Annotated in this window: 7 protein-coding genes; 1 reads left to right on the top strand and 6 read right to left on the bottom strand. The window is 69.7% G+C overall.

Annotated features, from left to right (window positions below):
- Positions 1-86 precede the first annotated feature (86 nt).
- The 4 genes from CC117_RS25920 to CC117_RS25935 form a co-directional block, all read right to left on the bottom strand.
- On the bottom strand, positions 87-1403 hold the full coding sequence (locus CC117_RS25920) for an ABC transporter substrate-binding protein (protein ID WP_071088618.1): 1317 nt from the start codon (positions 1401-1403) through the stop codon (positions 87-89).
- Between the two features lie 71 nt (positions 1404-1474).
- Positions 1475-4339 carry a branched-chain amino acid ABC transporter permease/ATP-binding protein gene (locus CC117_RS25925; protein WP_071088620.1) on the bottom strand — a complete coding sequence of 955 codons (2865 nt, stop codon included), beginning with the start codon at positions 4337-4339 and terminating at the stop codon, positions 1475-1477.
- Positions 4340-4344: 5 nt separating this feature from the next.
- Positions 4345-6564, bottom strand: coding sequence for an ATP-binding protein (locus CC117_RS25930; RefSeq protein WP_071088686.1), 2220 nt, complete (start codon positions 6562-6564; stop codon positions 4345-4347).
- A 155-nt stretch (positions 6565-6719) separates the two neighbouring features.
- Positions 6720-9248, bottom strand: coding sequence for a glycoside hydrolase family 2 TIM barrel-domain containing protein (locus tag CC117_RS25935; protein WP_071088622.1), 2529 nt, complete (start codon positions 9246-9248; stop codon positions 6720-6722).
- A gap of 202 nt (positions 9249-9450) precedes the next feature.
- Between CC117_RS25935 and CC117_RS25940 the strand changes: the two genes are divergently transcribed.
- Positions 9451-10452, top strand: coding sequence for a LacI family DNA-binding transcriptional regulator (locus CC117_RS25940; protein WP_071088624.1), 1002 nt, complete (start codon positions 9451-9453; stop codon positions 10450-10452).
- Between the two features lie 78 nt (positions 10453-10530).
- Here the strand turns inward: CC117_RS25940 and CC117_RS25945 are convergent, their stop codons facing one another.
- The gene (locus CC117_RS25945; RefSeq protein ID WP_071088627.1) at positions 10531-11175 is read right to left on the bottom strand and encodes a response regulator; all 645 of its coding nucleotides are present in this window, start codon (positions 11173-11175) and stop codon (positions 10531-10533) included.
- Complete coding sequence (locus tag CC117_RS25950; protein ID WP_071088630.1) at positions 11163-12338, bottom strand: sensor histidine kinase; 1176 nt, start codon at positions 12336-12338, stop codon at positions 11163-11165. Before CC117_RS25950 ends, CC117_RS25945 begins: the two co-directional genes overlap by 13 nt.
- Between the last annotated feature and the right edge of the window lie 67 nt (positions 12339-12405).

Consider the following 12405-nt stretch of genomic DNA (forward strand, 5'->3'; position numbering starts at 1 on the left):
GTCTCCTCTTCGCGCCGCGGCTCGTCCGGTGATGTGGCGCTGCCCGGCCGGCGTCAGCCGGTCGGGCAGCGCCGGACAGCAGCCGATCAGCTGCTGAGGAGGAACGCCTTCCGCTCCGGGTTCCAGGGCAGGATCCGCGGTGGGATGTTGCCGGCCGGCGACTCGCGGCTGTACGTCGCCTCGTCGACGACCGTCGGCAGGCGGAAGTCGCCGAGGGAGAACGCGGCGTCCTGGAAGGACTTGTAGGTGAGGTCCTTGCCCGCCTTCTCGGCGATGGCCCTGAACAGGGTCAGGTAACGGCAGGCAGCTGCCTCGGACGTGCCCCAGGCTGGTTCCCCGCTCGGGGTGAGCGCCGGCTCGATGATCTTTCCCCGGGTCTGGGGCAGCGCGGCCTCGACAGTGCTGACGCACGGGTTGTTGGCCGGTGCGTAGTTGGTGGCCTGCCCGAGCGCGAGGGCGTTGTCCAGCGCGCTCAGATCGCCGCCCCGGGAGCCCAGAACGTAGGAACTGGCCGTGGAGGCATTCGCGAACAGCAGACGGGGCCGGTAGCTGCCCTTCTGGATCTCGGCGGGGAACTGGGCCTGGGAGCCGCCGACGAGGAGCACGGTGTCCACACCCGCGGACTGGAACTTCTGGATGAAGACGTTCAGCTGCGACGAGACGGCGGCCGGGTCCGTGGTGTCGGCGTCCAGGACACCTGTCTCGGTCACGGGGATGTTCTTGGCGCGCAGGCTGGACAGCACGACCTTGTCCAGGACCGCCTGGTCGTCGCGGTAGGCGACGACCGCCAGCTTCTTGCCGGACAGGGCGCCGTTGTCGATGAACTGCTGGAGGCCCTCGCCGAGCTCGTCGCCGCCGCGCAGGTCGGAGACCCAGGGCGCCTGGGCCTTGGCGTAGCGCTCGGCGGTGAGGTCACCACCGACGACGAGCGTCTTGTGGGTCTGCACGTAACAGGTCACATCTTCGGCGTTGAGGCTGCCGAGGACGGCGAAGACCTTCTCGTCCTCGGTCAGCTTGACGCAGGTCTCCGAGGCACCCGCCGGGGACAGCACGTCGACCGCGCCGTAGACCGGCTCGATTCTGCGACCTGCGATACCGCCGTCCTCGTTGACCTCGTCGACCAACGCCTGGAAGACGGCCTGGTAGTCGCCATGGTCGACGTCGACGTACTGCTTGACCTTCTCCAGGTCGGGATAGACGAAGCCGATCTTGATGCTGTCGGCGGTGACCCCGGTCGCGGTTGCCGGTGCCGGCGGGGCGGGATACACCTCCGCGGCTGTCCCGCCGGTGCCCGGCGTGTCGTTGTCGTCGTCCGACTCGACGCTACAGGCGGCGAGGGTGAGTGCGGTGGCTGTCGCAAGTAATAAAGAGCCGTATCGGCGGGCGCGGCGGGGTGCGGTCATCTTTCAGAACTCCAGAAAGAGGGCGACTGAGCGGACAGGCTGGATCTCGGTGGAGCTTTTGGGCGCTTCGCCTACGTGGACGACGCACTGATGACCTCGGGGCCGGTTGCCGCCGGGCCGGGCACGCTGCCGCTGCGACTGATGGCGCGTTCGTCGGTGCCCAGGTAGCTCGCGATGACCTTCGGGTCGTTGCGTACCTGGTCGGGTTCTCCGTCGGCGATCACCCGCCCGGTTTCCAGGCAGTAGACGCGGTCACTGATCCCCATGATCAGTGGCATGTCGTGCTCGATGACGAGCATGGCTGCGTCGAGTTCGCGGCGGATTTCCTGGATTAGTGGCCCGAAGGCCTCCGTCTCGCGTTGGGCGACTCCCGCTGTCGGTTCGTCGAGGCAGAGCAGGCGTGCGTCGAGAGCGAGGAGGCCGGCGAGTTCGACGATGCGGCGGGTGCCGGTGGACAGGTCGGCGACAAACGCGTCGGTATAGCGGCCGAGGCCGAGGAAGCCAATGAGGTCGTCGGCCGCGGCTCGTTGGGCGCGTTCGTGGCGGAAGGTGTGGGGAAGGTGGAGGGCGGTGCTGAGGAGTCCGGTGCGGCCGCGTGCTTCCAGGGCGATCTGGACGGTCTGGCGGACGGTGAGCTCGGGGAAGAGCGTGGCGGTCTGGAAGGTGCGGCCGAGGCCGGCGCGGGCGCGGGCGGCGGGGCTGGCGCCGGTGATGTCCTGGCCGGCGAGCTCGACGGTGCCGCCCGCGGGGAGGAAGCCGCCGATGGCGTTCATGAGGGTGGACTTGCCGGCGCCGTTGGTGCCGATCAGGCCGATGATCTCGCCTGGTTTCACCTGGAGGGAGACGCCGTCCACGGCGGTGAGGCCGCCGAACCGGACGCGCAGGTCGGTGGTTCGCAGGACCGCCAGCTCGGCGGGGAGTGGCTCGCGTTCGATGGTCCGGCTCAGCACCCTGGCGGGCGCCGCCTGCGGCGCGCGGGCTGGTGGGGATCCCAGGCGCCGCTCGGCGGCACGCAGGAGGACGTCGCGAGCGCTGTAGCCGATCTGGACGAGACCGCCGGGGAAGTAGAGGAGGAGGACGAGGAGGCCGAGGCTGGAGGTGAGCAGGGGGACGATGTCGTTGTCCGGGAAGATCGCGGGCAGGCCGATGACCCACAGGGCGCCGAGGACGGGGCCGTACACCGAGCCGAGGCCACCGATGACCACGATGGACACGAGGGCGAGCGAGTCGGCGGACAGGAAGTACCTGTCGGAGTAGGGAACGTTCTGGACCGCGCCGGCCAGGAGGCTTCCTCCGAGGCCGGCGATGCCGCCGGCGAGCGCGAAGGCGCGCAGTTTCACCCGCGTTGCCCGGACGGTGTAGGCGGCCGCCGTCCACGGGTTGTCCCGGACGCCGATGGTGGTGCGCCCGACGCCCGAGCGGCGCAGCCGGGCGACGACTGCGAGCACGACGGCCAGGACGACCAGGACGAGGTAGTAGTAGCTGCGCTGGTCGGTGATGTCGATCCCGAAGGCGGTGCTGCGGGGGAACGAGGCGGTGTGCGCTCCCTCGTCCTGGAACAGATCGCGCCGGTAGAGGAACTGTTCGGCGGCGATCCCGAAGGCGAAGGTGCTGACCGCGAGCAGCAGGCCGCGGACCCGTAGTGCCCCCGCACCCACCACCGCGGCGATCGCGGCCGTGACGAGACTCGCGATCAGCACGGACACGGGGAAGGGCAGCGCGTTCAGGCTGACGGTACTGCCCCCGAGCGGGATCCGCAGGCCGCGGTTGAGCGCCGCGGCGGTGAGCGCGCCGAGGCCGGCGAAGGCCATCTGGCCGAGGGAGAGCTGCCCGGCCCAGCCGGTGAGAATCGTGACCGACGCCGCGCAGATGGCGTAGCCGAGAATGATCGTGTACAGCAGCTGCCGGGAGGACTGGTGGACCAGCAGCGGGAGGACGAGGGCGAGCACGCCGAGGAGCAGGAACGGGACGCGCTCCAGGTGGCGGATCCACCACAGGTCACGCAGCCGTTCCGGGACGGGCCGGACCTTCGGGGCGAACGAGAACGCCGAGGTCTCGGCGTCGCGGCCGCGGCTGACCACGAAGACGGCGGCCAGGACCAGCAGGAAGATCACCAGGTCGGTCAGGCCCGGCTCGTCGAGCCAGTTGAACTGGATGAACGACTGCAGCAGACCCAGCAGCACCCCGGCGAGCATCGCGACGCGCATCGACACCATGCGGGCGATCACCGCCGCCGCCAGCGCCCGGACGAGGGTGGTGGGGCCCAGAGTGGTGAGCTGGTTCAGCGACTTGTTCTGCGCCGAGATCAGGATCAGGCAGAGCGTGCCGACCAGTCCGGCGAGCGCCCACATCGCGGTGGAGACGGCCTTCGGGCTGATGCCCTGCAACCGGGCGAGTTCGGGATTGCTGGCCGACGCCCGGACCGTACGGCCGAGCACCGTGCGGCTCAGGAACAGGCCGAGCAGCAGRGCGACGACGGGAACCGTGGCCAGGACGCTCAGCTGGGCGCCGGTGATCCGCAGGTCCGAGGAGGGCGACCAGGCGCCATCCCACGGCACCGGGTAGTACTCCGTCGAGTAGTCATCGAGGTCCGGCAGGCCGGTGACGACGGTCAGGGCGAGCTGGGCGACGCCGATGGTGGCGACGAGCAGGATCACCCGGGGTGCCCGGAACAGGCGGCGGATCACCGTGAGGTCGACGAGCGCGCCGAAGGCCGCGCCGACGATCAGCGACAGCGGCAGTGCCACCCAGTAGGGGACGCCCCAGCGGACGACGAACAGCGCGAACAGCGCAGAGCCGATGAGGCCCATGTTCGCGACCGCGAAGTTGATGACCCGGGTGGATCGGTGAACCAGGACGATGCTGATCGCGAGCAGGCCGATGACCAGCCCGGTGACCGCGCCGTCGAACAGCAGCTGTGCGGTGGGCATCTGCATGGTGGTCAGCCGCCTTCCCGGCCGAGGAACACGGCGCGGGCCAGGTCGTCGCGTTCGGCGAGCTCACGGGCCGGGCCGGTGAAGCGGACCTGGCCCTTCTCCAGGAACACGGCCCGGTCGGCGACGGCGAGGGCGATGTTCAGGGACTGTTCGACGACGACGATCGTCAGCCCGTCGGCCTTGAGCCGTTCGAGGATGGCCAGCAGGTCCTGCACGATGGCCGGCGCGAGGCCCAGGGACAGCTCGTCGATGAGCAGGACCTCGGGGTCGTTCAGCAGCACCATCGCGAGCGCGAGCATCTGCTGCTGACCGCCGGACAACGAGCCGGCCAGCTGTGACTCGCGGCTGGCGAGATCGGGGAACAGATCGAGGACGTAGGCGAACCGACGGTCGCGGTCGGCCCGGTCGCGGCGCATCCGGAACGCCGCCATCTCCAGGTTCTCCCGGATCGTCATGTCGGCGAACACGCCCTTGCCGCCGGGCAGCAGGTGTACGCCGTACTTCCCGCGTTGTTCCGGCGCGACGTAGGTGATCGTGCGCCCGCCGAGCCGCACGACTCCGCGGGACGGGGTGCCGAGTCCGCAGATGACCTTCAGGATGGTCGACTTGCCGGCGCCGTTCGTCCCGAGCAGCGCCAGGGTCTCGCCGCGGCGGACCTCGAAGGCGACATCGAACAGCACCTGCACGTTGCCGTAGGAGAAGTCGATGTTGTTGACCTGCAGAACCGGGATGTTCTCCGGGTCGGCGTTCCGCCGGTCGCGTTCGGCGAGCTCCTCCCGCAGGTCCGCGACCACCAGGGACAGGTCGCTCTTCACGAACGACGCGCCACGGATCATCATCAGCCCGCCGACCAGGGTCGCGGGGATCCCGATCACGAGCACGGCGACCCGGGGGTCGTAGGCGTTGCTGATCAGCCCGGACAGGACCGCACCGCCGGTGGCGCCGACGAAGAACATGTAGACCGCCGCCAGCGCCATGCCCAGCCCGCGCAGGCKGTACGGCGTCACGGACTGCACCACCGGGCCGACCATCGCGAACGCGACCGACGCGAACACCGCACCCGGAACGCTCAGCAGCATGAAGGCGACCCAGCCCGGCATGAACCACTGGATCGGCAGCAGCACCGCACCCGGCAGCACGCACACCCCGARCAGCCTGACCGCACGCTCCGGATCGCGGTGGTAGAGCCGGTCGTAGCGAGGCGCGACAATCGGCAGCGCGACAACCAGTGCGGCACCGCCGAGCGAGCCCATCAGACCACGCTGGAACGTCGACATCCCGTAGTGGTCCTCAGCCCACAGGTTCGCCAGCACACTCGTGGTGAACAGGCTGAACCCCAGCGCGGAGAACGCGGTGACCGCCGTCTTCACGGTCCGGATCCGCATGAGCCGCGCGAAGGCCGCCTCCACCGAGATCGGCATCGCCTCCGCGTCCTCGACCACCTCGCCGAGAACCGACTTCATCTCCTGCTGGCCCCGTGCCGGCTCCGGCAGCCGGAAGGCGATGATGGCGACGACCAGCGCGGGCAGGCCGAGGACGAGGAACGGCCACCGCCAGCCGTCCTCGCCACCCGCCCAGGTCGCGATGCCCGCGACGACCAGCGGGCTCAGCGCGCCGGTGACCCGCGCCGCACCGTAGATCGAGGCGGAAAGCCGCCCACGCACGCCGATCGGATAAGCGTCAGCGATCAGCGATCCGTGCACCGTGTTGTTGCTCGACTTCGCGATCCCGACACCGAACCGGGCCAGAAAGAACAGGAACGCGCTTGCGGCCAGGCCGGACGCGAGCACCATCGCCGAGAAGGCGACGCCCGCCCAGCCGATCACCCGGCTGCGCCGGAAATGGTCGGCCAGATATCCCATCGGCAGCGCGCCCAGCACCAGGAAGGCGCCGGCGGCCGCCGAGATGAACACGATCGCGCCGTCGGACAGCCCGAAGGAGTCCCGGATGTCCGGGGCCAGGACCGACAGCGCCGCCGACTCCAGTTCGTCCAGCGCGTTCAACAGCACYAGAATCAGAAACGTCAGTGACCCACCCGCGGCCAGCCCCTCACGCAGTGACAGGGGCTCGCCACCGACACCCGGCAGGAGACTGTYCGCGAACAGCTCTTCGCGCTGATCCTGGGCCTGTCGCTCCTGCCGCTCCGCCTCYGCGTCGATCAGCCCGGCGGCTAACCCGGCCACGGAGGTCAYGGTCCCCGAAGGGGGAGCATCGGGAGCGCTCATGAGCACCCCGGGTCCGCGGGCGTTGCCCGGAACCCGAACAGGTCGGACACCGTTGGCCTACTTTCGGAGGGTTGTCGGTGACGCAGGTAAGGCGTCGCTGACGGTGGCAGTGGACAGAGAGGAGCGGTGACCCTCGAGGACAGAGGACAGGCCGGTCATCGAAGTTCCCCGGTCTGCTCCGCCGGCACTGCCTCGACCTGGACGGCCGCGGGTGGGCAGCCGTCGGCCGTGACGGTCAGCGTGATCGAACCGGGCGCGGTCGGACGGATCACGGCGAGCGCCCGCCCGTCGAACGTCGTTCGTACCGTGTCGAAGAAGTTCTCCTCCGACCGCGGGTTCGCGCTGCCGAAGCCCTGCAGCACTGCCGGCCCGGTCAGTTCGACGGAGACCCTGCGGTCGGCGGTGTTGTACAGACTGCCGTCCGCGTCAACCAGGGTGATGGACACGAAGGCCAGATCGCGGTCGTCGGCCGTGATCTGCTCCCGGTCGGCGATGACGTCGAGCCGGACCTCGCCGGTGGCGGAGCGAAGGGCGGTCCGGCCGGTCTCGTGGCCGTCGGTGTAGGCGACGGCCGTGAGCGAGCCGGGCTCGAAGACGGTGTCGAAGGAGGCGGTGAAACGGTGCTTCTCCCCCGCCGGAGCCCTGCCGACCGAGCGGCCGTTGACCAGGAGTTCGACGTCGTCCGCGGCGGAGTAGACGTCGACCCGGACCGGCCTGTCCTCGTGACCGCTCCAGCTCCAGCTTGAGATCGAGTCGCTCCACGACCACCAGGTCGCCAGCCGGACCGGTTCACCATGCCGCTCGGGGCGATGGACGGCGATGTAGGGCGTGGTTCGCAGCCCGAAGACGACCTCCCGGTAGTAGGAGGCCGGGCGCCGATGACCGGTGATGTCGATGTCACCACACCAGGCTGTGAGCCACGGGTAGGCCCCCTGATGGCCAGGCGTGCCACTGGCCTGCGCCGTGGGATCGCTCTGGTACTCGACCCTGCCGATTCCTGGCTCGCCCAGATAGTCCCAGCCGGTCCAGGTGAAGTCTCCGATGACGTGATCGTTGTCCCGTACGAGCCGCCAGTTGCGGTCGATGTCCGAGGGGTGGGTCTCGGTGCCGACGATCACCCGGTTGGGAAACAGTGTCCGGTCGAGCTCATAGCGGGATTCGAGGTAGTTGTAGCCGGCGACATCCAGGTAGGCCATGGACTCCGCGGTGCGCGTCGTCACGAGCTCCGAGGTCATCAACGTCGGCATGAACTCCCGCAGGCGGGTCATGACGTCGTTGACGTCGCCGGTCTCGTCTCCGGCGGTGCCGGCGGTGCCGGCCTCCGCGGTACCGTCCTCGGCGGATTTCTCCYGGCCGGCGGTCATGGTCGAGAAGAGATCCGGTCCCGCGGCGAGCAGGCCGTTCACGGCGTTGGTGACGAACCGGGTGTCGTCGAGTTCGCGGACCTTCTCGGCGAGCCGGCGACCGAGTACCGCGCCAGGGGCGGTGCCCACCTCCGGGATCTCGTTGCCGATCGAGAAGAAGACGACGCTGGGATGGTTGAGGTCCTTCATGACCAGCGCACGAATGTCCGCCTCCCACGAGCCGGCGAAATCGCCGGCGTAGTCGTGCGCGGACTTCGCCCGGGTCCAGACATCACTCAGCTCGTCCATCACGATCATTCCGAGCTCGTCGCAGGCGTCGAGGAGCCCCCGGCTGATCGGGTTGTGGGCGCTGCGGATCGCGTTGAAGCCGGCCTGCCTGAGGATCTCCACCCGGCGCCACTCGGCCCGATCGATGGTCGCCGCTCCGAGCACACCGTTGTCGTGGTGAATACAGGCGCCACGTAGCTTCACGCCCTCACCGTTGATCCGAAGACCCCGCCGTGCGTCGACGGTCAACGTGCGGATGCCGAAGCGCGTCGTCTGTTCGTCGAGTCGCTCGCCTCCGGCGGTGACGGAGGTTCGGCAGGTATAGAGATCGGGGTGCTCCACACCCCACAGCCGGGGCTCGGGAACGACCAGCCGCTGGCGCAGCAGAGCACTGTCACCGGGGAACACGGTGACCGGTGCGACGTCGCTGGCGACGATCTCGCCATCGGCGCCCACGATGTCGTTGCGAACCTCGACGGTCCGTRTCACCGCCGATTCGTTCTGGATCTCGGTCGCCACGGCCACGAGCGCCGCATCGCTCTCGATGACAGGAGTGGTGATCCGCACGCCGTCGAGAGCCAGATGCAGCAGCCCGGCGACGATGATGCTCGTGCCGCGGTAGATGCCACCGCCGGTGTACCACCGRCTGTCGTCCTGGCTGCGGGCCTCGACCCGTACCTCGTTGTCCGCCCCGTACCGCAGCAGGTGATCGGCGCGAATCAGGAAGGTGGAGTAGCCGCTGGCGCACTGCCCGGCAAGGTCGCCGTTGATGTAGACCCGGCCATGGCGGTAGACGCCTTCGAACTCGAACGTCACCCGGCAGTCCTGGTAGTCCTCCGGAACGAAGAAGGTCTTCCTGTACTCATAGCCGTCCGCCGGAAAGTAGCCCCGGTGACCAGCCTCCGGATCGGTACCGCTCCGCTCGCGGCGGACCATCGCGTCATGCGGCAACCGCACCGCTTCCCAGCCCTCGTTCGCCCTGCCGAGCAGAGCCTGGAAGGCGTCGGGCTTCCGGCGGTACGACCAGCCGTCGTTGAACGATGTGCGGATCAATCGAGCTCTCCTGATCGGGTGCCAAGCAGGCCGTCATCAGCGATGGCAGCCGACGGCAGGTAGGACCCCGCGGCGAGCCTGGGGGCGATCTGATCCGTGGCTGACGCCACTAGCGGGGGCTAGTGGCGTGCACGCAAGCTAGCATCGAGCACTAGCGCGCACAAGTCCGACTTGCTTCAGGCCAGCGGAGGAGGACAAGGCGGTGACCGTGTCGGAGCCGGCAGCCGGTCGGCGGGTGACCGCCGTCGACGTCGCCCGAGAAGCGGGGGTGTCGCGGGCGACCGTCGGGTTCGTCCTGAACAACACGCGAGGTCAGACCATCCCGAAGGACACCCGTGAACGGGTGCTACGGGCATCCGAACGCCTCGGTTACCGACCCAACAGCGCCGCCCGCACGTTGGCCAGCGGCCGCAGCCGGATCATCCTGCTGGTGCTGCCCGACTGGCCGATCGAGTTCCGGATGCGCAACTATCTCGACGAGGCTTCCCTCGCGCTCGACCGGGCCGGGTACTCCCTGGTCACCTACACTCGCCACGCCGACCAGACGGCCCGGCCGCTGTGGGAATCCCTCAGCCCCGACCTGGTGGTCGGGACCATCCCGTTCAGCCCGCCCGACGTCGATTCCATGCTCGCCTGCGGTGTCAGGAAGATCCATCCGAACCCCGGTCGTACTGAGCCCATCGACGCATCCCTCGCGCTCAGCGCAGGCCCGCGGCTGCAGGTCGACCACCTCCACGAACGCGGCCACCGGAACCTGGTCTATGCCGCGGCGGTGGAGGCACACGCGTCCTCGATGATCGCTGCCCGGTTTCAGGCCGCGAGCGAGCGGGCCCGTTCGCTGGGCCTCGCGGCACTCACTCTGGAGGAGATCAACTACCGCAGCGCCTCCACCGACGAGACCATTCGCCGAATGTTCGACGCCGGCATCACCGGAGTCGTCGCGTTCAACGACGACGTCGCTGCCGCCGTCGCCAGCGGCGCGGTCCGCGCAGGCCTCCGGATGCCCGATGATCTCGCGGTGATCGGCCACGACGACTCTCCGATCGCGGCGATGTTCGTACCTGCGCTGAGCACCATCCGCATCGACACGGTCGCTCTGGGGCGAAGGTTCGCCGACTTCGTCCTGCGCAGTGTCGAACAGCGGCCTGCGCCTACCTCTCGCACTGTTGTGGAACCCACTCTGGTCCAACGTGAGACCAGCTGAGCCAGGTAACGAGATGCTGCTCGGCCGGGTGCCGGGTGCCGGGTGCCGGGCGCCGGGCGGCCAAGCAGGGCGGGCGCGTTACGCGTTGTTCAGGTAGGCCAGGACCGCGAGCACTCGACGGTGTCCGCCGTCGGTGGCGGGTAGGCCCAGTTTCAGGAACACGTTGCCGATGTGCTTGCTCACCGCCCGTTCGGTCACCACCAGGGTCGCGGCGATGGTGGTGTTGTCGTGGCCCTCGGCCATCAGCGCGAGGACCTCGCGCTCGCGTGGGGTGAGGGAGTCCACCGGCGAGTCGCGGCGGCGGGTGAGCAGCTCGGTGACCACCTCCGGGTCGAGTGCGGTGCCGCCGGCGGCGACCCGGTCCAGCGCGTCGAGGAACTCCTCGACGCGGCCTATTCTGTCCTTGAGCAGGTAGCCGATCGCGCCGGCGCCGGCGCCGAGCAGTTCGGTCGCGTAGGACGCCTCCACGTACTGGGAGAGCACGAGAACCGGCAGCCCGGGTATCGCTGCCCGGGCAGCGAGCGCGGCCCGCAGGCCCTCGTCCCGGAATCCCGGCGGCATCCGCACATCGAGCACGGCGATGTCCGGTCGGCGCTCGATGATCGTGGGCACCACCGCCGGTCCGTCGTCGGCGACGCCGACCACCTGGTGGCCGGCGGACGTCAACAGCAGGACGAGGCCCTCACGGAGCAGGGCGTTGTCCTCGCCGATCACCACACGCACGGCAGCTCCACATCGATCACGGTCGGCCCGCCGACGGGGCTGGTCACGGTCATTGTGCCGTCGAGCGCGGCGACCCGGCGGCGCATGCCGAGCAGTCCCGAACCACCGACCAGCGGGACGGAGGTGCTCGGACTCTCCTCGGCTCCGCCGCACCCCTCGTCGCGGATGATCACCCGCAGGCCGTCACGGGTGTGTGCGAGACGGACCTCGGCGTGCTCGGCCCCGCTGTGCTTCGCCGCGTTCGTCAGCGCCTCGGCGACGACGAAGTACGCCGCGGCCTCCACCGCTGCCGGTGCGCGGGGGGCATTGTCTGTCGCGTCGGTGGTGATACCGACGGAAAGGCCGCTGCCGGCGGCCAACGCCCGGAGCGCCCCGGCGAGCCCGCGGTCGGTGAGGATCGGCGGGTGGATGCCGCGCACGACATGTCGGAGCTCGGCCAGAGCCTCCTCGGCCTGGTCCTGGGCATCGTCGAGAAGCCGGCGCGCCGTTGCCGGGTCGGCGTCGTAGGCGCGGCGGGCCAGCCCGAGCCGCATGGACAACGCCACCAGCCGGGCCTGGGTGCCGTCGTGCAGGTCCCGTTCGATGCGCCGCAGCTCGGCGTCGTGGGCGGAGAGGGCATCCGCCCGGGTAACAGTCAGCTTTTCCACCCGTTCGGTCAGCAGGGCCTTCGGTGTGGGGCGCAGCAGCCGCGCGGACCAGGCAGCGTCCCGGTCGGCGAGCCGTCCGATCAGCGGGAGGACGAACGGCTGCCGGCCGAGCAGCCCGGACCACACCCCGTCGACGGCCAGGCCGACCGGCCACAGCGGCAGTGCCAGGCACACCAGCCAGCCGTAAAGGTACTGGGCGACCATCCAGCGCAGGTCGGCGTAGGTGCCGGGGTCGTGCACCGCGTGACGTAGCCGCCGCCGCAGCGGCCCCGTCAACGGCAGGTACGCCTCGGGAATCCGTTCTCCGCGCCAGGCGCCCGCCCAGGTGCGCTTCGCACCCRCCCAGCGACGCATGAGCAGCACCGTCTCGGGGAGCATCGCGACGCCCACCACCGCCACCGTGGCGATCACCGTGCACAGCAGCACGGTGATGAACAGGTACGAACCGAAGGTCAGACCGGCGGATGCGGCCAGATAGACCGTGGCCCGGCCCGCCCGTCTCACCGCCTCACGCATGGCACCCAGCGTAGGCGTCGGCGTCCGGCCGGAGATGGCTGGACTCCGCCTGGACGTGGCGGATGGT

The organism is Parafrankia colletiae, assembly GCF_001854655.1.
Classification (GTDB): domain Bacteria; phylum Actinomycetota; class Actinomycetes; order Frankiales; family Frankiaceae; genus Parafrankia; species Parafrankia colletiae.

Bases quoted from the DNA above. Each gene is read 5' to 3' on its own strand.
- CC117_RS25920 (WP_071088618.1), bottom strand. From the start codon at position 1,403: ATGACCGCACCCCGCCGCGCCCGCCGATACGGCTCTTTATTACTTGCG.